This is a genomic window from Janthinobacterium sp. EB271-G4-7A (assembly GCF_020858075.1).
GTDB classification, from domain to species: domain Bacteria; phylum Pseudomonadota; class Gammaproteobacteria; order Burkholderiales; family Burkholderiaceae_D; genus Janthinobacterium; species Janthinobacterium lividum.
Map to the genome: position 1 here is coordinate 43,833 of NZ_JACYMI010000005.1, position 19,488 is coordinate 63,320.

17 protein-coding genes are annotated in these 19,488 nt (G+C 63.4%); 9 read left to right on the forward strand and 8 right to left on the reverse strand.

Annotated features, from left to right (window positions below):
- The first annotated feature begins 182 nt into the window (after positions 1-182).
- The 5 genes from IGS58_RS25065 (at position 183) to gdhA (ending at position 5,920) form a co-directional block, all read left to right on the forward strand.
- A complete protein-coding gene (locus tag IGS58_RS25065; RefSeq protein ID WP_167468629.1) occupies positions 183-983 on the forward strand; it encodes a Stf0 family sulfotransferase in 801 nt (266 codons plus the stop codon).
- Between the two features lie 54 nt (positions 984-1,037).
- Positions 1,038-2,078: a polysaccharide pyruvyl transferase family protein gene (locus tag IGS58_RS25070; protein ID WP_139144274.1), complete on the forward strand. Its 1,041-nt coding sequence runs from the start codon at positions 1,038-1,040 to the stop codon at positions 2,076-2,078.
- Between the two features lie 2 nt (positions 2,079-2,080).
- Complete coding sequence (locus tag IGS58_RS25075; RefSeq protein ID WP_230522984.1) at positions 2,081-3,382, forward strand: Rieske 2Fe-2S domain-containing protein; 1,302 nt, start codon at positions 2,081-2,083, stop codon at positions 3,380-3,382.
- The gene (locus tag IGS58_RS25080) at positions 3,379-4,368 is read left to right on the forward strand and encodes a glycosyltransferase family 2 protein (protein ID WP_070259863.1); all 990 of its coding nucleotides are present in this window, start codon (positions 3,379-3,381) and stop codon (positions 4,366-4,368) included. The genes IGS58_RS25075 and IGS58_RS25080 overlap by 4 nt, the downstream gene beginning before the upstream one ends.
- A gap of 208 nt (positions 4,369-4,576) precedes the next feature.
- Positions 4,577-5,920: an NADP-specific glutamate dehydrogenase gene (gdhA, locus tag IGS58_RS25085; RefSeq protein ID WP_230522985.1), complete on the forward strand. Its 1,344-nt coding sequence runs from the start codon at positions 4,577-4,579 to the stop codon at positions 5,918-5,920.
- A 60-nt stretch (positions 5,921-5,980) separates the two neighbouring features.
- Here gdhA and IGS58_RS25090 read toward each other — a convergent pair whose 3' ends face one another.
- Entirely contained in the window at positions 5,981-6,538 is a 558-nt protein-coding gene (locus IGS58_RS25090; protein WP_099389938.1) for a flavin reductase family protein, read from the reverse strand.
- Between the two features lie 176 nt (positions 6,539-6,714).
- On the opposite strand from IGS58_RS25090, the gene IGS58_RS25095 reads away from it, so the two are divergent.
- Both IGS58_RS25095 and IGS58_RS25100 read left to right on the forward strand, forming a co-directional pair.
- Positions 6,715-7,344, forward strand: coding sequence for a head GIN domain-containing protein (locus IGS58_RS25095; protein ID WP_092608852.1), 630 nt, complete (start codon positions 6,715-6,717; stop codon positions 7,342-7,344).
- A 42-nt stretch (positions 7,345-7,386) separates the two neighbouring features.
- Positions 7,387-8,184, forward strand: a complete 798-nt coding sequence (locus IGS58_RS25100) for an enoyl-CoA hydratase (protein ID WP_230522986.1) — start codon at positions 7,387-7,389, stop codon at positions 8,182-8,184.
- A 6-nt stretch (positions 8,185-8,190) separates the two neighbouring features.
- Here IGS58_RS25100 and IGS58_RS25105 read toward each other — a convergent pair whose 3' ends face one another.
- The 5 genes from IGS58_RS25105 to IGS58_RS25135 all read right to left on the reverse strand — a co-directional run bounded on the left by IGS58_RS25105 (position 8,191) and on the right by IGS58_RS25135 (position 14,345).
- Positions 8,191-8,928, reverse strand: coding sequence for an AIM24 family protein (locus IGS58_RS25105; RefSeq protein WP_230522987.1), 738 nt, complete (start codon positions 8,926-8,928; stop codon positions 8,191-8,193).
- Between the two features lie 3 nt (positions 8,929-8,931).
- A complete protein-coding gene (locus IGS58_RS25110) occupies positions 8,932-9,573 on the reverse strand; it encodes an AIM24 family protein (RefSeq protein WP_099389936.1) in 642 nt (213 codons plus the stop codon).
- 17 nt (positions 9,574-9,590) lie between these two features.
- Positions 9,591-10,208 (reverse strand): AIM24 family protein, encoded by a 618-nt coding sequence (locus IGS58_RS25115; RefSeq protein WP_034784290.1) that lies wholly within the window; start codon positions 10,206-10,208, stop codon positions 9,591-9,593.
- A 155-nt stretch (positions 10,209-10,363) separates the two neighbouring features.
- On the reverse strand, positions 10,364-13,528 hold the full coding sequence (locus tag IGS58_RS29220; RefSeq protein WP_329958022.1) for a S8 family serine peptidase: 3,165 nt from the start codon (positions 13,526-13,528) through the stop codon (positions 10,364-10,366).
- Between the two features lies 1 nt (position 13,529).
- On the reverse strand, positions 13,530-14,345 hold the full coding sequence (locus IGS58_RS25135; RefSeq protein WP_070259877.1) for an NF038120 family PEP-CTERM protein: 816 nt from the start codon (positions 14,343-14,345) through the stop codon (positions 13,530-13,532).
- A gap of 429 nt (positions 14,346-14,774) precedes the next feature.
- On the opposite strand from IGS58_RS25135, the gene IGS58_RS25140 reads away from it, so the two are divergent.
- Both IGS58_RS25140 and IGS58_RS25145 read left to right on the forward strand, forming a co-directional pair.
- Positions 14,775-15,689 carry a histidine kinase gene (locus tag IGS58_RS25140; protein ID WP_070259879.1) on the forward strand — a complete coding sequence of 305 codons (915 nt, stop codon included), beginning with the start codon at positions 14,775-14,777 and terminating at the stop codon, positions 15,687-15,689.
- Positions 15,686-16,354, forward strand: a complete 669-nt coding sequence (locus IGS58_RS25145; RefSeq protein WP_230522988.1) for a response regulator — start codon at positions 15,686-15,688, stop codon at positions 16,352-16,354. Before IGS58_RS25140 ends, IGS58_RS25145 begins: the two co-directional genes overlap by 4 nt.
- On the opposite strand, the gene IGS58_RS25150 is transcribed toward IGS58_RS25145, so the two are convergent.
- Both IGS58_RS25150 and IGS58_RS25155 read right to left on the reverse strand, forming a co-directional pair.
- A complete protein-coding gene (locus tag IGS58_RS25150; RefSeq protein WP_230522989.1) occupies positions 16,351-18,852 on the reverse strand; it encodes a TonB-dependent receptor in 2,502 nt (833 codons plus the stop codon). The two genes, IGS58_RS25145 and IGS58_RS25150, sit on opposite strands and share 4 nt — an antisense overlap.
- Before the next feature lie 104 nt (positions 18,853-18,956).
- Positions 18,957-19,418, reverse strand: a complete 462-nt coding sequence (locus IGS58_RS25155; RefSeq protein WP_034784295.1) for an Lrp/AsnC family transcriptional regulator — start codon at positions 19,416-19,418, stop codon at positions 18,957-18,959.
- Positions 19,419-19,488 lie beyond the last annotated feature (70 nt).

Consider the following 19,488-nt stretch of genomic DNA (forward strand, 5'->3'; position numbering starts at 1 on the left):
GGCCACCAATAGTTGCTAGAGAGAGACATGCAAACATAAATAAAATGCAATTTCGTTCCATAGATAGCATGAAGTACGATAGTATTTTAAAGCAATATATTTTCAAAAGAAGTCAGTTGCTCCCTTGCTTTGAATACATCCGATCGCACGTAACATGGCGCAGCTGGCCTATCTCCCTATTCATGAATGAACGTTCTCCAACTTCGTTGACTGAAGCCAAGTCCGTGTGGACAGGCGCCACGCGCCCGACACCCGCAGAAATGCGTGAGTTTCCTTACGATACTACGTCGCCGGCGTTCCCCGATAAAAAGCTGCTGGTCTGCGCAGCGCCACGCGCATCGAGCAAGCGGCTGGCCCGCCTGTTACTCGGCGCAGGGATCGGCGTGCCGCTGGAGTATTTCAATGACAATAGCGTGCAGGCGCTGACGGAGCGCTGGCAAATCAACAAACAGGATTACCTCGCGCATATTTTTGCCAGGCGTTCTGCGAATGGCCTGTTCGCATCGAATATCCAGTTTCCCCAGATGCAAAAATGGCCGTATCCGCACGACTTTACCGCCTTGTTCGAAGGCGCGACGGTCGTTCATTTGATCCGCGACAACAAGCTCGCCCAGGCGGCATCCCTGGCGACCTGCATGATCACGGGGCGCTGGGGTTTCGAAGTCGCCCCGGTAACAAAAAATTACTCGACCTGGCGCCTCAAACTGGCGGCGCGCAAGGCCATGCAGCTGATTGCCGTGGATGAACAGCTTTGGCAGGACTGGTTCAGGCAACGGGGTATCGAACCGCTCGTCATCAGTACCGAACGTGTCAACAGGCACGACATGACGCTGATCGATGACATCGCCGCCTTGCTCGGCGTCAACGCCGATGCGGCAAGCGCCCAGCGCATGCTGGACGTGGATCGGGGCGCCTACCCGGGTGATCTGGAACTGAAATCGCGCATGCGCACGCTCGTCGAAGAACTTGCGGCACGCGGCTAATCAACGCCCCGCCTCCCCATTTTCCTTAAACACGTACAACAAGAAGGACGAACATTGAATATCTTTATGGTGCGGCCCACCACTCGCAACATCGGCAACGACCTCATCGGCTACGCTACAGCAGAGCTCCTCTACGAAGTGTTCGGAGCAGCCACCAATGTCGTCAGCATTCCCGCCTTGAAGGGACCGCAGTTTGGCGGCCTGGTGCCACGCCAGATCTATGACATGAACCGTCTCGCCGACGCCGTTATCGTCGGCGGCGGAAACCTGTTTGAAAACGGCCAGCTATCCTATGATGTCCAGGCCGTCAATGCCTTGCGCCGACCGATGATGCTGATGGGCCTATCCCACGGCCGCATCACGGGGCGCGACGGGCAAATGGAAGACCGCACAGACGCGCTCAGCCCGACTGCGATACGGCACCTGGTCGAGCACGCCAAGGTGGCCATGGTGCGCGACACGGGTTCGCAGGAAATCCTCGCCGACCTTGGCGCCAAGGTGACGGTCGGTGGCTGCCCCACGCTGTACCTGCCGCCGAATGCCGAGGGTGAAGCGGCCAGGGGCGGCGTGATCATTTCCATCCGTCATCCCATGCGCATGAGCGTTCCTGCCCCCTTACAGTGGCGCATCGCCGAAGACTTGCGCCGCCTGATTGCCGCCCTGCGTGCCGAATATGCGCAACCGGTCTATCTGGCCTGCCACGACTACATCGACCTCGAATTCGCCGCCGGCTTCCCGGACGCGGCGCCCCTGTACTTTGACGAAGTCGGCCGCTACATCGAGGCGCTGCGCACCTGCAAGCTGCACGTCAGCTACCGCCTGCATGGCTTCCTGCCCTGCCTGGCCATGGGCTCGCACAGCATCAACCTGTCGTATGACGAACGGGGCCGCTCGATGCTGTCGACCATCGGCATGGCGTCGTGGGATGTCGATCTGATGCAAAGTGGCGACTGCGTGAGCGCCATCATGGACCGCGCGCGCTCGGCCGCGCAGTATTACCGCGCCCGCCAGAACGCCCTGCCGCTGATACAAGAATTGCGCCAGATCACGGTGCACGGCTTGCAGACATTGCGCACCCTGGCATCGGAGCAATGAAGATGAGCGCTCCATCCTCGACACAGGGCGTGTGGCTCAAGTGTCACGTCCGTGAACTCGCTCCGTGGGCAACGATGACCGAACGCGTGCTCAGCGAAATCATTTCCACGGTCGAACAAATGAAAGGCGCCGCGGCAGCCCAGGTGCTGCGCCAGCATGGCATCGAGCGGCTGCACGAAGTGATCGACACCGACGATGTGACGTCCTTGCGCAACCAGGTGCTGGAACGCTTGCGCCAGCCCTTGCTGGCCATGGCGACGGCCGTCGGCCGCCAGATCCTGGGCTGGGATGGTGATTTCTATGTGGATGACTATTTGATCCTGCGCATCAACTTCCCCTATGAAGTGGCGCGCAAGACCAATCCGGCGAGCGAAAATCCCGGCATTGGCCGCCTCAGCGCGTCCGTGCGCGAGCAATTTCAAGCCCGTAAAGTCGTTGACCCCGTGTACGCGCCGAAAGACTATCACCGGGGCCACCCGCCCGCCGCCTGGGCGCATGGTCCGCACATCGATAGCTGGGCCGGCCATTCGCGGGACGGGCGCAATATCTGGTGGGCCATCGGCGAAGTGCCGGCGGAAGCGGGCATGGTGCTGTATCCGGAATTGGCCAACGCCTCGCTGCCCTGCGAGCGACGCACGCTGTACCTGCAAGCGGGCTACCGCCTGCCGGTGCCAACTTATCTGCCGCTGGCGGCAGGCGAAATGCTGGTCTTCGATCCAGAAGTGCTGCATGGCACGCACCTCAATACGACGGACGCGACGCGCGTGGCCATTTCCATGCGCCTCAATGCTTCCCGCCCGACCTTCGATCCCGCCTGTTTTTACTCGCGCGAATTCTGGCGCCGGGCCGCCGATATCGAGCAGGGCCACGATGAAGTGCTGCACCTGCGACGCGAAGACAACTTCGGCGCGCCCGTCGTCGCCGCCCCCGTGCAGACGCCGGCAGCCGTTCCCGTCATTGCCGGCCAGCTCGACCAGGCGAGCGGCTTCATACATGGCCAGCTGCCTGCCGCCGGGCCGGACACGCAGCGCATCATCGTCGATGCCGCGCCGTATCGCATCATGCTGGTGCACACCAGCGACGGCACCCGCGCCTACGACGCGGCCTGCCCGCACTACGGCGTAGACCTGGCCGATGGCGGATGCGATAGCGACAAAGTGTATTGCCCGGCCTGTGCCATCTCGTTCGACTTGCAAACAGGAAAATCATCGTGCCCGTCATTGACACTGCAACCGTATGACATCCGGCAAGACGGCGCAGCCATCCGCATCCGTGTTGCGCCGCCAGAAGCCGTGGCGCCATGAGCGTCGCCCCCGTCAGCGTCATCATTTGCACCAGGAACGGCTGGTCCAGGGGCTTTCTCGACGACACTTTGCAATCGCTGCTGGCCCAGTCCAGGCCCGCGCAGGAAATCTTGCTGATCGATGACGCCAGCAGCGATGGCACGGCCGCCTACGTCCGGCAAGCCTACCCGCACGTAATCATCGTGCACAATGCGGGCACCGGCCTGGCGGCCGCCCGGAACACGGGAGTGGCCGCCGCCCGTTTTCCATGGGTCGCCTTCATCGACGACGATGACATCTGGTGTCCTGGAAAACTGGCTGAACAACTGGCACAGGTACACGCATCAGTAACGCCAGATGCGATCATGTATGTATCGCAAGTTGCCACGCTGAACAGCCATGGCGGCAATCCCGTGGCTTGGGCAACGCCACGGCAGTTTGCCACCTGGCCCGCCTGCCTGCTGGGTTCTCCCATCCAGCCATCCGGCGTGTTGCTCAGCAAACGGCTGCTCTCCCGTATCGGGCCATTCAGCGAACAACTGAAGGAAGGTGCCGCTTACGACTACTGGATACGCTGCCTGAGTGCCGGCATGTCCATCCGCTACAGCAGCAACGTCCTGCTGCACTATCGGCAACATCATCCGCAGATGACGGCGCCGGCGCGCAAGTTCGAGCATTTCCTGAATATGGATGCCATTGTCGCGCCCTATCTCGAGCAGCTGGCGCCAGCGCTGGCGAAGCGGATCCGTTGCGCGCGCCGGCTGAACAATCTGCGTTCCCTGCTGAGCCATACCGGCATGCGGGCGGCGCTACGTTACTGGCGCGCCAGCGTGCCGCGCCCGGCATCCAGCCTGCGCACCCTTTCCTATTTCTTGTTAGACACTATTGCATGCCGGGCCCCGCACCGGATTCGCCACACGCTGCGGCAGCGCGCCATGCAGCTACTCATCGGCAAGGAAGCACTCTTGCCTGAGCTGCGCCCGAAACGATCCGGGCATCCGATGTAACGGCCCGCAACGCCAGCGCTCGCGCTGGCGTTTTTTGTTTTTCGGTCATTTTTTCCACCAGACCACTATCTGCTTTGCCTCGCCGCTTGATGGGAAAGCGCGCTCCAGAATGTAGCAGAAACCCCTCAAAACCAAATTTCCGCACCATTTTCGTGCAAAATCTGCGATGATAGTTGCCCAAATAACCGTTTACCTCCATGGAATTCTGATGAAATACGCATCTGCTCACGAGTATGTCCAGCATGTCGCCGCACGCAATCCAGGTCAACCCGAGTTTCTGCAAGCCGTCACCGAAGTCATGGAGAGCTTGTGGCCATTCCTGGAACAGCACCCGAAATACGCGGAACAAGGCTTGCTGGAACGCTTGATCGAGCCGGAACGCGTGGTGATGTTCCGCGTGTCGTGGGTCGATGACCACGGGCAAGTACAAGTCAATCGCGGCTACCGCATCCAGCACAGCATGGCCATCGGGCCGTACAAGGGCGGCATCCGCTTCCACCCTTCCGTCACCTTGTCCGTGCTGAAATTCCTCGCCTTCGAACAGACGTTCAAGAATGCCCTGACCACCTTGCCGATGGGCGGCGGCAAGGGCGGCGCCGATTTCGATCCGAAGGGCAAGAGCCCGGGCGAAGTGATGCGCTTCTGCCAGGCCTTCGTGAGCGAACTGTTCCGCCATGTGGGTTCGGACACGGACGTGCCGGCCGGCGACATCGGCGTGGGCGGGCGTGAAGTGGGCTATATGGCCGGCATGATGAAAAAACTCAGCAACCGCGCCGACTGCGTATTCACGGGCAAGGGCGCCAGCTTCGGCGGCTCGCTGATGCGTCCGGAAGCGACGGGCTACGGCACCGTGTATTTCGCGCAGGAAATGCTGAAAACCCGGGGCCGCTCGTTCGAAGGCATGCGCGTGTCCGTGTCCGGCTCGGGCAACGTGGCGCAATACGCGGTCGAGAAAGCCATGGCCATGGGCGCGAAAATCATCACCGTCTCCGATTCGAGCGGCACCGTCATCGACGAGGAAGGTTTCACGCCGGAAAAGCTGGCCATCCTGATGGAGATCAAGAACCATCTGTATGGCAGGGTCAGCGATTACGCCGCGCGCACGGGCGTGCGCTTCGAAGCAGGCGTATCGCCATGGCATGTGCCGGTCGACATCGCCCTGCCCTGCGCCACGCAAAATGAACTGAACATCGACGATGCGCGCACCTTGATTGCCAATGGCGTGCAGTGCGTGGCCGAAGGCGCCAACATGCCCACCACCATCGAGGCCGCCAAGGCCTTCGAAGCGGCCGGCGTGCTGTACGCGCCGGGCAAGGCCAGCAATGCGGGCGGCGTGGCGACGTCCGGCCTGGAAATGAGCCAGAACGCGGCCCGCATATCGTGGCCGCGCGAAGAAGTCGATGCGCGTTTGCTGCAGATCATGCAAGGCATCCACGCCGCGTGCAAGCAGTACGGCACGCGCGCCGACGGCACGGTCAGCTATGTGGATGGCGCCAATATCGCCGGCTTCGTCAAAGTGGCCGACGCGATGCTGGCGCAAGGGGTCATTTAACCCAATGACAAAATCTGGGGTCGGACCCTCAGGGTCCGACCCCAGCCCTTGCGTTTGGGGTTAACGCATTTCAGGTTTCATCAGACTCTTGCGGCTGATGGTCCTGCCCGACACCATGAACTCGCCATTGCCACGGTAGTGCAGGGTTTCGGGCAGCTTGGGCGACGTGGCCACGTGGGCTTTCACGCACTCGAAAATGAAGAAACCGCCTTTCGGGTTGCCCGACACCTGGGCCAGCTTGCATTCGAAGTTGGCGTAGCACTCGGCGATCAGGGGCGCGCCCACCTGCTCGGCCGGCTGGGCCGTCAGGCCGAAGGCCGTGAACTTGTCCGTATCTTCGCCGCTGCAATTGCCGATGGCCACCACCTGGTCGACCATATCGGCCGTGGGCAGGTTGATCACGCACTCCATGCTGCGCTTGATCATTTCATAGCTGTGGTTCGCGTCGGAAATGAAGCAGCCCAGCAAGGATGGCGTAAATTCCATCAGCATGTGCCAGGCCATGGTCATGACGTCGCTCTCACCCTTCCACGTTGAACTGACGAGCACCACAGGCCCCGGTTCAAGGAAGCGCCGGATGTCGGCGACGGGATAATCTTCTTTGTGGTAATTTTTCATGCAGTCTCCAGGACGCGGTACGCCATAGCATAGCCCAACGGCGCCTTGCCGGGCGCGCGGCTGCCCGATGGCAGCCGTATCATCCGCGCCGCGATTTGTGCAGTTCATCGCAAATTTCTCCCCAATGGAGATGTTGCACAATAGAATACACTGATCAACTACTCAAGGAAACCGCCATGCGCCCTCTGCTCCTGTTGTCAGTCCTGTCCCTTGCCTGCCTCTCCACGCTCGCGCATGCCGACGAGCAAACCCGCACGGTCGGCGCCTTCAACGCCATCGACATCCGCGGCCCCATCAGCATCGAAGTCGAATCGGGCAAGGAGCAAAGCCTGCTGCTGCGCGGCGACCAGAAATTCCTCAGCGGCGTGATCACGGAAGTGGTCGATGGCGAGCTGAAAATTTCCATGAAGGACAAGGACATCAAGAAGACGGATGGCGACCCGCGGGTCATCATCACCATGCCCACCTTGCGCAAGCTGATCGCGGAAGGCGCGGGAGAAAAGATATTGACCAAGCTCAATGGTCCCCGGGTCGACATCAGCTACAAGGGCGCGGGCCGCCTGGCTGCCGATGGACAGGTCGACTGGCTGCGCCTGAAGGCGCAAGGCGTCGGCGAAGTCGATACGAAAGCCTTGTTGGCGAAAAACGTCGACGTCAATTTCGACGGCATCGGTTCCGTCAAGGTGTATTCCTCGGGCGAACTGAATGCCGTGGTGCGCGGCATGGGCGAACTGATCTATTACGGCAAGCCGAAGATCGTGCACAAGTCGATCGCCGGCATCGGCAGCGTCAACGCCGCCAAATAAGATTTCCTAAAATAACAAGGCCATCAGGCCACTGGAGACCGCATGACCGCAACACATGACACGCAAGCACCGCTGGTGCTGCGCGAGGACGAGGGTGGCCTGGTCACCCTGCGCCTGAACCGTCCCCTGCAATTCAATGCCCTGTCGGAAGCCATGCTGGCCGCGCTGCTGGCTGAACTGGACTTCATCGCCGGGCAGCCGCACGTGCGCTGCGTGGTGCTGGCCGCCGAAGGCAAGGCGTTTTGCGCGGGCCACGATTTGCGCCAGATGCAGGCGACGCGCCAGCTTGCGTATTACCAAACCCTGTTCGCGCAATGCTCGCGCGTGATGCAAGCCATTCAAACCTTGCCCGTGCCCGTGATTGCCCGCGTGCACGGCATCGCCACGGCGGCCGGCTGCCAATTGGTCGCCAGCTGCGACCTGGCCGTGGCGGGCGCGTCCGCCCGCTTTGCCGTGTCCGGCATCAACGTGGGCCTGTTCTGCGCCACGCCATCCGTGGCCCTGTCGCGCAATGTCTCGCCCAAGCGGGCTTTCGACATGCTGGTGACGGGCCGCTTCATCGATGCCGACACGGCCGCCGACTGGGGCTTGATCAACGAAACGGTGGCCGACACGGCGCTCGACGAGGCCGTGGCGCGCCTGGCGCAGCAGATCATGGCGAAAAGCCCGACAGCCATCCGCTACGGCAAGGCCATGTTCTACCGGCAGCGCCAGCTGCCGCTGGACGAGGCGTATGCGTACGCGGGCGACGTGATGGCGCGCAATATGATGGAAGAGGATGCGGACGAAGGCGTTACCGCCTTCCTTGAAAAACGGCCGCCCAGCTGGGCGCGGCCGTAATCTAACTTAGCGTTCCTGCTTCATCTGCTGCTGCACGGAAAGACTCAAGGTGCCCAGGTCTTCCTTGCCCAGCAGCGGCAATTGCGCCAGCAGCTGCATCAGGGCGGAACTGCCCGTCACGTCCAGCTCGGACGACTGCACCAGCACCGTGCCGGCGCCCGTGAAGTCGATCTGTTTTTCCTCGCCCGACAAACTGAAACCGGTCAGCGCGCCGGCGGCCGAAGCCCAGCCCTGCACGTGGGCGTAATCGTAGTGATACGACGGGCTGGGGCAATCGGCCCAGCCCAGCACGGCCTGCTCGTCGACGCGGCACGGCAGCTCCAGGAAGTGCACGGGGCCGTTCGACGAGGCGATCACCTTGCCCGTGCCGATCATCGTCAGATAGCCGGGCAAGGTCGATTCCTGGCAAATCACGTCCTTCGTAAAACCCAGCAGGTTTTTCGCGCGGATGGTCATGTTGGCGTTGTCCAGGTCATAGCACGCCAGGTCGTTGCCGTTGTCGCCCAGGATCAACTGGCCCTGCCCTTGCGCCACGACAAAATGGTGGATGTATTTCGGCGCATTGAAGGCGTTGCGCACGATCAAGTCGAGCACGCTGCTGCCCATGGCTTCGAAGCGCAGTTCGCCATAGAAGGCGATCATCTTGCCCTTGCGAATGAAGATCTGTTCCTTGACGTCGATGACATACGAAAAACGGTTCAGGTTATCGTTCTTCGGCAAGGTATCGGGGGTGTAAATCGTCATGGCTTACCTTTCGCTCGCTTGGATGTAGACCGTGCCCTGGCCCGTGAACTTCACCTGGTACGATTCGCCGGACGCCTGGCCGACGAAGGTTTTCCAGTTCAGGTCCGTGACGATGGTCGAGCTCAGCTGCCCCGTATGGCCGATATACGCTTGCGGGTCGACAAACACGGGCACATCCGGCGTGACGGGCAAGCCGATGGCGTTACCATCGGACAAAATCGCCACTTCGCCCGTGCCTTGCAAGGTGGTGGTAAACAAGCCCTGGCCCGAGGCCATGCCGCGCACCACGCCCTGCACGCCGCCCTGGTTGCCGAGGAACATGGTGCCAGCCGTCAGGCGCGCATCGAAGGCCAGCAGGGAATCGCTTTCCACATAAAACGTTTCGCCGCGCACGGGGACGATGGTGACGAACAGGCCGCCCTGGGCGTAAAACACGCTGCCCGTGCCACGCGCCGACATCATGGCGTAGCCTTCATTCGTGACGGCGCGCATGGCCAGGCTTTGCACGCCCTGGCCGGCCAGGAAGGAGCGGCTGAACGCCACGTCGCCCTGGTACGACACCATGGCGCCCTTGCGCGCGAACACTTCCTCATTGCCGAGTTTGACCTCAAGCATCTTTTCATTGATCTGCTGATAGACAGGCATCGCGGGTCCTCGCTGACTTAACGTTCGGCGGGCTGGATGAACACCACGCCCTGGCCTGTGAATTTGTGCTGGTACGATTCGCCCGAGCTCTGGCCGATCATCGTGCGCCAGTTGACATCAAAAACGAATTCCTGGCGGATGTCGCCCTTGAAGCCGACGAAGGCGTCCGGGTCCACGCGCAGCGGATGCGCCGGCGTCACTTCCAGCATGATCAGGTTGCCGCGCGAAATGACGGCCAGGTTGCCGTTGCCTTCCACGGTGGTGGAGAACAGGCCCTGGCCGGAACTGGCGCCGCGCAAGCCCGCAAAGCTGGTGCCCGTCTTCAGGCTCGTGTCGTAGGCCAGCAGGCTGCTGCTTTCGATGGTCAGCTTTTCGCCGGCCAGCGCCATGACGGTGATCTCGGCCGCATTCTGCGCGAAAAACACGGTGCCCGTGCCGGCGGCCTGCATCACCTGCATGCCTTCGTTTGTCACCTTGCGCTTGAGCGCGCCAAAGATGCCCTCGCCACCGAGCAGGGACTTTTCAAATTTGATGGCGCCCGTATAGGCGACCATGGCGCCGGCAATCGCCAGCACTTTTTCATCCTGCAGGCGCACTTCCAGCAGGCGGTCGGTATTGGTGCGGAAACTGGTCACGCGCGACTCCCCAAGAATGCCAGGGCACAAAGCCATGGCTATCCGACAAGATACCGGTGGCTTTGCCGGCGCGCAAGCGCTATTCCTGGCGAACGGGGGTTCCCATAAAAAAAGGCGTGCCCGGAGGCACGCCTTGCGTTCACACAATGAACGGTTTATTCCGCCAGCACCGGCCTGGCGCCGCGCGCGTTCTGGAACAGCGGCACGGGATCATTGGTATTGACCTCGACCACCGTCACGCCCTGCACCACGCCAGCCACCTGGTAGCCGACGGCGCCCAGGTGGCGCTTGCCTTCGGCCAGGTTGGACCAGCTCAGGGAGACAGATGCGGTGCCGCCCGTGTAGGCCGTGCCCGGCATCAGCGCCTTGAAGCTGCCGTTGTTCAAGCCCGGCGCCAGCACCCACGACGACAAGGTGTAGTCGGCCTGGCCGTTTTGCGGCGCAAAACCGATCACGCACACCTTGTAGGTGCCGGCGGCAGGCAGGCGCAGTTCCACTTGTTCATTGGAACTTTCATTGCCGCTGCTGCCGACCAGCACATTGGCGGCGTTGTAGACCTCCATGTCCATGTCGGTATTCGCGCCACCCGTCGTTTCCGCATCGTAGGTGGCAAAGCGCGCCGCCAGGGTGCCGGCCGGGATCACCACGTTGTGCACGTTCACACCCGTGGCGCCGCCCGCCTTGCAGGCAGCCGATGCGGCAGCCCCTGTCGCCGCCTGGCCGATCGTGCGCGTCTGGCGCACGGCTTCGACGAGACCCGACTTGACGCCGACCAGCGCGCCCGTGAAGCCCGTGCCCAGGGTCAGCACCTTGCTGCCCGTGGCCGCTTCGCTGCTGACCAGCGGAATGGCGGCCAGCGAGGTGCCGCGCGCCGTCAGCGGGCTGCGCACGGTGTGCGTGCCATCCGTCCAGCTCAGGGCGCCGTAGGTCCAGGTATTGGCCGGCGCCGTGGTGCGCGTCAGCTTGACCTGGTACTGACCCTTGGCGCCCGGCGCCAGGTTCAGGCTGGTAGGCGTCACCGCCACCGTATAGCCGGGCAGGCTGGCCGAGACGTTGTAGACGGCGCTGCTGGCGCCCACGTTGGTCACCGTGCGCGTCAGCGTTTGCGTGCCCAGCACGTTGGCCGCCGTCAGCGACGCCAGGTTCAGGTTATAGGCCGTGATGGTACCGATGGCCTGGCACGTGGCGGCGCTGTAGACCTTCAGGTTCAGGCCGCACAGGAAGCGCGCATAGTCGATTTCCGACATGTCGTACACGAGGCCAGGATCGGCCGCGCTGTTCGGCGCAATGTGGCCGGCGCCCTGGCCCCATGGCAGCTGGCCCGAGGTCTTCGCCGTGGCATCCCACGACACGGAACCGTTCAAGCCATCCGAATAGGTGCTGAAGGCCGTCGTCATCAGCGCCGACTTGATGGCCGCGGGCGACCAGTCGGGATGCTGCTGCTTGAGCAGCGCCGCCACACCGGCCACGTGCGGACTGGCCATCGAAGTGCCGGAATAGAAATCCCACTCGGCCGCCGGCGCCACGCCGCCTGCCGCCACGGCATCGCGCTGCGCCGGCGTCAGGTCGGCCGTCACGCCGGCCAGCACGTTGGTGCCGGGCGCCGAGAGATCCGGTTTCAGGATGTTCGCATTGGCCACGTTCGGCCCGCGCGAGGACCGGTCGCTGACGATCGGCGCCTGCACCGTGGTGTCGGGGATCGTATGCACCTCGCCCAGCGCCGCCGTGCCATCGGGCATCGCCGCCATGAAGGCCTTCAGCGCGTCGCCCTGCGCCTGCGCCAGGTGCACGGTCGACAGCACGTGCGCCTGGTTGATGATGGTGTTGGCGCCGCCGGCCACGTTGGCGATGATCACGCCCGCCGCGCCCGCCGTCTTCGCATTCGCGCTCTTGTTGACCAGCACGTTGCCGCCACGGTCGCACACGAGTATCTTGCCAGCCACTTTCGCCGGGTCCAGATACGCCGAAGTGGCATCGGCCACGCCGAAGCAGCGCAGCAGATTGACGTCCGTCGGCGGCACGCCGGCCAGGCCCGCGTCGCGCGAGCGGATCAGCGGCAGCGCCGGCGTCTTCGCATTGCTCGACGCGCCTTCCAGCTTGGTGCCGTTGCTGAGGATGACATTGCCCGCGTACAGGCGGTTGTGGGTGGAATTGGCCACGGTTGCCAGCCACGGGCTGATGTGCGACACGGGTGCCGGCACGTCGGGCGCCGGCGTGGCCGGACCGGAATTGCCGCCCGACGTGGCAACGAATACGCCGGCTGCCGCCGCGCCGAGGAAGGCGACTTCCGTCGGTTCGTCGAAGGCGCCGCCGCCCGCGTTCGGGCCGATGGAGAAGTTGATGACGTTGACGCCATCCTTGACCGCCTGGTCGATGGCGGCCACGCTGTCGGCCGTGGCGCAACCGTTGCGGCCCGTCGATGCGGCCGTCCAGCACACTTTATAGGCGGCGATGCGGGCGCGCGGCGCCATGCCCGACGCCTTGCCCAGCGACACGCCGTTCGAGGTGGCCAGGGCGCCATTGTTGCCGCCGGCCGTGGAGGCCGTATGCGTGCCATGGCCGCCGTGTCCCGTCAGGCCGGCGACGGAATCGCGCGGCGAACGGAATTCCGTCCAGTGCAGCGCCGACGTGGCGGCGCGGTAGTAGCGCGCACCGATCAGCTTGTTGTTGCAATTCTCGGCGGAGAATCCCTCGCCCGTCTGGCAAGTGCCCTGCCAGCTGGCCGGTGGCGCGCCGTACACGACATTGTTGCCGCTGTGGCTAGGTACGCCATTCTCGTCCAGGCGGTCGGCAAAGGCCGTGTTTTCCGGCCAGATGCCGCTGTCGACGATGCCGATGATGATGTCTTCACCCGCGTGCGCCTTGCCGCCCAGCTGCTCCCAGATGCCGCCCGGCTTGTCCAGGCCCAGGAAGCTGGGCGTGTAGCTGGTGTCGAGCTGCAAGATGGAGTCGGCGCTGATGCTGGCCACGCCGCTGTTTTTCTTCAGGGCCCGTACTTCATCGTCCGTCAGCAAGGCAGAAAAGCCGTTGAAGACGACGCTGTACTGGTGCGTGATTTCAGCCGCGCTGACGGTGCCGGCCACGGCGGCCTGCTTGGTGTCGAGGTAGCTCAAATAAGCCTGCACATCGGCGGCGCCCACGTTGATGCGCGCGCCCGGGGCCGGCTTGGTGGCGGCCAGGCCATCGACCTGGCCCGTGTAGGTGGCGGCCGGCTTGTCGACCAATTGCACGATGTAGGAGCGGCGTTCCTGCGCCTGCGCCGCTTGCGCCAGGCTGGCGGCCAGCAGGAGGATACCGAGTGAAACGGGACGTAATTTCATCTCACGCTCCTTGCACGGTGAACGCTGCGAACTTGCCGGTGCGGCGGCGCGACAGCATGCCGATGGCGCCCAGGCCGACCAGCATCAGCATGTAGGTCGACGGTTCCGGCACGGCGCTGATGTTGATATTGTCGAGCGCAAACTGGCCCTGGTTAAAGGCGGGGAAATCGATGGAATTGCTGCACGCGCCAGTGTCATTGAAAATGCACGCGTTGAAGGTCAGGCCCGTAAACGCGTAGTTGCTGAAACCGCCCAGCAGGGAAGCGCCCTGGAAATGGTAATTGCCATCGCCGCCCTGGCCGGGAAACGCCAGCGAGGTACTGATCACCTGGCCGTTGCTCAGGGTGCCGCTCAGCTGCAACTGGCCCCAATTCATGTTGGGCAAGCCGGATACGGGCGCGATGAAGGAATAATCGAAACCGGCCAGGCTGAACGCCTGGTGGTCGGCACGCGAAAAATTCACGCCGCCATCGTTGAGGATGGCCAGGTAATTGCCGGTGGCGCCCTGCGGGCAGGCGGCGATATCGCACGACGAGCCCACACGGCCATCGAGGATGGCGCCCACGCCGCTGACGCCGCCGCCGGCCGCCGTGGTCGGATCGGCCAGGAACAGCAGGTTGTAGCTCGACGTATTGAGCGTCTGGCCGCTGGCATACACGTCGGGGCGCAAGTTATCGAAGGTCAGGACATCGGCCATGGCCGGCGCCGAGGCCAGCACGGACAAGGTGGCCAGCGCGGCCAGGATGGTGGCGCGACCGCGGGTAGCGGGCGGATTGGCGGTGGCGGGCGATACCCGCGCATGTGATGAACGATTCATTCTATTCCCTTGTTTGTTGTGGATAGATAGGTCGGCAGGTCTGGCGCCCGCTTTCAGCTTTTTCACAAAAGTGTCAACAAATATAGCAAATCGCATAAAACAAATAACATATTTTTAATATCATTTATTTATTTTTTATCTAGCTCCGCGAAACTTTGTTTTGTTTTATCTATGAAAGCTTGAGCAATCTCAACGTTACATTGGAACAACAATGCTGCGCACTGCAGACGTGCGCGCCAGCGTGCCGGCCCGACTTCAGATAAGCTCGAAAACCACGCCTGCCGCACCGTCATCTTCCCGTCACATCGCGGTACACCTGTTCCATCCTGGAACACTTGTCTCTCCCGCCACGCGCCCGGCCACAGCCCCTGCAGCGATGGCATGAAGCTTGCACAACAAAGAGATCGACCGTGCTCAGGGAGCAGCATCATGGAACACTACCAACTGGCCGGCAGCGGCCGCTCAGGCACGCTGCCGGCCCGGCGCATCATCGCGTGCGGCACGCTGGCGCTGGCTTTTTTCCTGCTGGCCGCCAGGCTGGACCTGGCCGAACGGCTGACGCGCGCGCTCTGGCGCCAGGAACACTGGCAACTCGATGAACTGGTCCTGAGCCTGTTGCTGCTGGTGCTGGCGCTGGCCGGCTTTGCCGTGCGGCGCGGACGCCAGGTGGCGCTGCTGCTGGCGCAAAACCGCGCCCTCACGCAGCGCCTGCTGCGCGCGCAGGAAGAGGAACGCTGCGCGCTGGCGCGCGAGCTGCACGATGAAGTGGGACAAGACTGCACGGCCATCCGCGCCGCCGCCAGCTACATCCTGCGCGCGCGCGATGGCGACCAGGCCAACGTGCAGGCCTGCGCCGCCAGCATCGCCCGCTCCTCGGAAGCGCTGCATGCGATGGTGCGCACCATGCTGCGCCGGCTGCGCCCGCCCGTGCTCGACAGCCTGGGATTGGCGCCGGCCCTGCAGGCGCTGTGCGACAGCTGGGCCCAGCAGCACGGCATCGCCTGCCATTTCGCGGCGCACGCCATCCCCGCCGGCCTCGACGACAGCACCGCCACCGCCATCTACCGCCTGGTGCAGGAAGGCTTGACGAACGTGGCGCGCCACGCGGGCGCCGACCAGGCCACGGTGGAATTGCGCGCCGATGCGCGCGGCGTGCTGCACCTGGCCATCGAAGACAATGGCCGGGGCTTGCGCCAGGACATGCAGCAGGACTCCGGTTACGGCATGCTGGGCATGCGCGAGCGCGTGGCCGGCTTGCGCGGCCATATCCGCTGGATCAGCGCGCTGGGCAAGGGCTTGCGCATCGAAGTGGCGATGCCCTTGGCGGCACGGTGCGCGGCATGAGCGCCATGCACGGCAGCATACGGCCGATCCGCGTGATGCTGGTGGACGACCACCCGGTGGTGCGCACGGGCTACCGCCGCCTGCTGGAACAGGGCGGCGACATCGCCGTCGTGGCCGAGGCGGGCAATGGCGAAACGGCGTATGGCTTGTACCAGGAGCACGCGCCCGACGTCTGCGTGACGGATTTGTCCATGCCCGGCATCGGCGGCCTGGAATTGCTGCGCAAGCTGCTCGCCCGCGATGCCGGCGCGCGCGTGCTGGTATTTACCATGCACGACACGCCGCAGCTGATCGCGCGCGCGCTCGATGGCGGCGCCTGCGGCTTCGTCAGCAAGCAAGCCGACCCGGAACACCTGGTCGACGCCGTGCGCGCGGCCCACGCGGGCCGGCGCTACCTGGACCCGCACAGCGCACCGGGCATGCTGCAAGGCACGGCCAGTGCGGAAGCACAGCGCTTGAGCAGCCTGAGCCAGCGCGAATTCGAAATCTTCCGCCTGCTGGCCGAAGGCCGCAGCGCCGCCGACTGCGCCCGCCTGCTGCACGTGAGCAGCAAGACGGTGGCCAACCACCAGACCTGCATCAAGGAAAAGCTCGACGTGCCCGGCCCCGCCGCCCTCGTCCACCTTGCGCTGCGCAATGGCGTCATTGAGCATATCCACCCTTAAAACGCGTAGCGCACACCCACGTTCACGCTGCGCGGCGCGCCGGCCGCATAAAACGTGGCATTGACCATCGGATACTCACCGTTCACGGCGGGCAATGGCCGGGCGGCAAAATTGCCGCTGGCATCGAAACCCGTCGCGCCCAGCTGGGCCGCTGTCGCATATTTCCGATCGAACAGATTATTCACCTGGGCGACCACGCTGAGCCGGGGCGTCAGCTGGTACTTGCCGTTCAGCTCGACCACGGCATAGCCGCCGCTCTTGCCCGCGCCCAGGTACGATGGACCGCCCGCCTGGTGCTGGTTGTTTTCATTGCCGCGCGCATACGCGCTGGAGACGGCCGTCATGGCCAGGCCCACCGTCCAGTCGCGCCCGCCCTGGACATCCACATGCGCCTTCAGGATATGGCTCGGCGTCAAAGGAATGCGGTTACCCGGCGCGATGGCGATATTGCCTTCCAGACCGGGCGCCTCCGCATCGCTGCTGCTGTTGGCGCTGCCGTTGACGGTTTCCCGGCTTTGGTAGGTCGCCTGCAGCCACGTGTAATTGACGCCGAAGTCCAGCGCGCCCGCCTTGCCGTCGACCGCCAGTTCCACGCCCTGGTGGCGCGTCTTGCCGAAATTCTTGAAATAGCCGAAACCGGCCTGGTTGTCGGCGACGAACAGAATATCGTCATGGTTTTCCGCGCGGAACACGCCCGCACTCCAGCGGGCCACGTCGCGCCACTGGCCGCGCACGCCCGCCTCCCACGTCTTCGTCACCACCTGTTTCAATGGCGGGTCGCCGGCCATGGCGTTGGGCAGGCGGCATGGGTTTTCCGGGTCGGCGCAACCAAGTTCGATGGCCGTCGGCGTGCGGCTGCCTTCGTTGTAGCCGAAATACGCGCCGGTACCTCCGGCCGGCGCATAGGCGAGGCCGATGGCGGGATTAAAGCGGCTGAAACGATGGTCGCCATCGAGCGAGCCGCTGCCGCCACCGGGCGTGATGGCATCGCGGTTGCGCACCGTGCTGCGGTTGTAACGGCCGGAGATGGTCAAGGTCAGGTCTTGATTCAACGCCATGCTGTCGCTCGCATACACGCTCCACGTGCGCATGCGCCCGCTCAAGTCGACCCGGTTATCGACGGGCGTGCCATCGTCATCGATCTGCGTGCCATCGGCAAAGAAATCCACAGGCGTGATGCTGCGGTCGGGATTCAGATAGCCGAACTGGCTCGTCTGGCGGAAGGTGGCGTGGCTCGTGTCGTAGGCGGTACCGGCAGTGACGGCATGGCGTGCTCCCGCCACGTCGGCCAGCGCGGTGACCTGGCCGGAAAACCCATAGTTTTCCTGCCGCGTATGGCTGCGGTTGAGCATGCCATTGCACTTTTCGGCCGGCTCATCGTTCAGCAGCACGTTGGCGATGCAGCGCCATTTGGGAAATGGCGTGTTGGATGCATTCGCCCCGCTGGCGGGAAAGCCCGTGTAGCCGGCCGCCGCCAGGGCCGCCCGCTCGGCCGCGCCGGGCTGGTAGACGGACTGGTCGAGCGACTCGTCGTTCAGGTCGCCATTGAACGTGTGCGTGTCGATCTTGCGGTAGTACACATTGCCGGACAAGAGCAAGGCAGCACCGGCCTGGTGCTTGCCCGTCAGGTTCAACAGGGTCGATTTGTTCTGCGTCAAATCCGGCTTGGTATAGACGCTGCGGTAGTCGCGCGCCAGCAGGCGCTGTTCCTGCAAGCCGTTGCCCGTCAGCGCATTGTCCGCGTGAGACAAGATCAAGGCGATGTCCGTGCGCGCATCGCTCCAGCCCAGCTTGCCAAACACCTGATGCACGTCGGACGGCGAATCGTCGCGCCAGCCCGCCTCCTTGAAGCGGTTGCCCGTCACATACCAGTGCCAGCCTTGCGCATTGCTGCCGCCATGCTCGACCTCGACGGCGCGCCGTTTGTCGGAACCCAGGCGCGCCTCGATGGCGCTGCCGGGACTGCTCCTGCCATCCTTGGTTTGCAGGGCCAGCGCGCCGCCCAGGGTATTCAAGCCGAACAGGGGATTTGAGCCCGGCATCAGGGTCAGCGATTCGATGGCCATGCGCGGGATCAAGTCCCAGCTGACGACGTCGCCAAACGGCTGGTTCAGGCGCATGCCATCCAGATACACGGAGAGCCCCTGCGGCGTGCCCAGCAGGGGCGAAGCCGTGTAGCCGCGGTAGCTGATGTCAGGCTGGAACGGGTTGTTCTGCACCTCGTTGACAACCACGCTGCCCAGGTTGCGGCGCAGGAAAGCGGAAATATCGAGCGCGCCGCTGCGGGCGATCTGCTGCGCGCTGGCCGTCTGCACGGGCGCGGCCAAGGCATCGCGCGGCTGCTCCACGGTGGGCAGCGGCATGCTGCCCGTGATGATGACGGTGGGCAAGTCGCCCGAGGTGGCCAGGCTCGCGGCCAGGCTGGCGTCAGCGGCAAGGTCGGCGGCCTGCGCCTGGCACACCGCCATGGCGGCGGCCGCGAATAAAGTCAGTTTCATGCGTATCCCCGTTTTTATAGTGGTTTTTATTGCGTCCAGTATCGGACAGCCACCATCGGGGAACTAGGGAAAAACTCCCGCCGTGCGGGGAAGGGGTAACAAAGTCAGCGCTGCAAGGGAAGATAGCTTTGCTTGAGCTGGCGCAACACGAAACTCGATTTGCTGTGGCGGATGCCGGGAATTTTATATAAACGCTCGCGCAGCAGGCGTTCATAGTCGCGCGTGTCGCTGACGGCAATGCGCAAATAGTAGTCGTAGTCGCCCGAGACGAGAAACGCTTCCAGCACTTCCGGGATCATGGCCAGCGCGTGGCCGAATTCGAACAGGGCCTGGTCGGAATGGTCGTCCAGCGTGACTTGCACGATGACGGTGTCGGCCAGCCCCACCTTGGCCGCGTTGACGTTCACCGTATAGCCTTCGATGACGCCATCGTCTTCCATGCGCTTGATGCGGGCCCAGCATGGCGACGAGGTCAGGCCCACCTTGGCGCTCAGCTCATGCAAGCTGATGCGGGCATCCTGTTGCAGGGCCGTCAGGATGGCGAGGTCGAATTTATCCAACTTCATTCTGTCATCTCCTTATTTCACAGCAAATTTTGCTGAAGATTGCATTCTATACGAGAAAACCAGCAGCCTT

Excerpts from the sequence above, each read along its gene's own strand:
- IGS58_RS25135 (WP_070259877.1), bottom strand. The coding sequence starts at position 14,345 with ATGAATCGTTCATCACATGCGCGGGTATCGCCCGCCACCGCCAATCCG.
- IGS58_RS29220 (WP_329958022.1), bottom strand. The coding sequence starts at position 13,528 with ATGAAATTACGTCCCGTTTCACTCGGTATCCTCCTGCTGGCCGCCAGC.
- IGS58_RS25065 (WP_167468629.1), top strand. The coding sequence starts at position 183 with ATGAATGAACGTTCTCCAACTTCGTTGACTGAAGCCAAGTCCGTGTGG.
- IGS58_RS25140 (WP_070259879.1), top strand. The coding sequence starts at position 14,775 with ATGGAACACTACCAACTGGCCGGCAGCGGCCGCTCAGGCACGCTGCCG.
- IGS58_RS25100 (WP_230522986.1), top strand. The coding sequence starts at position 7,387 with ATGACCGCAACACATGACACGCAAGCACCGCTGGTGCTGCGCGAGGAC.
- IGS58_RS25095 (WP_092608852.1), top strand. The coding sequence starts at position 6,715 with ATGCGCCCTCTGCTCCTGTTGTCAGTCCTGTCCCTTGCCTGCCTCTCC.
- IGS58_RS25110 (WP_099389936.1), bottom strand. The coding sequence starts at position 9,573 with ATGCCTGTCTATCAGCAGATCAATGAAAAGATGCTTGAGGTCAAACTC.
- IGS58_RS25075 (WP_230522984.1), top strand. The coding sequence starts at position 2,081 with ATGAGCGCTCCATCCTCGACACAGGGCGTGTGGCTCAAGTGTCACGTC.
- IGS58_RS25150 (WP_230522989.1), bottom strand. The coding sequence starts at position 18,852 with ATGAAACTGACTTTATTCGCGGCCGCCGCCATGGCGGTGTGCCAGGCG.
- IGS58_RS25155 (WP_034784295.1), bottom strand. The coding sequence starts at position 19,418 with ATGAAGTTGGATAAATTCGACCTCGCCATCCTGACGGCCCTGCAACAG.
- IGS58_RS25090 (WP_099389938.1), bottom strand. The coding sequence starts at position 6,538 with ATGAAAAATTACCACAAAGAAGATTATCCCGTCGCCGACATCCGGCGC.
- IGS58_RS25080 (WP_070259863.1), top strand. The coding sequence starts at position 3,379 with ATGAGCGTCGCCCCCGTCAGCGTCATCATTTGCACCAGGAACGGCTGG.
- IGS58_RS25145 (WP_230522988.1), top strand. The coding sequence starts at position 15,686 with ATGAGCGCCATGCACGGCAGCATACGGCCGATCCGCGTGATGCTGGTG.
- gdhA (WP_230522985.1), top strand. The coding sequence starts at position 4,577 with ATGAAATACGCATCTGCTCACGAGTATGTCCAGCATGTCGCCGCACGC.
- IGS58_RS25105 (WP_230522987.1), bottom strand. The coding sequence starts at position 8,928 with ATGACGATTTACACCCCCGATACCTTGCCGAAGAACGATAACCTGAAC.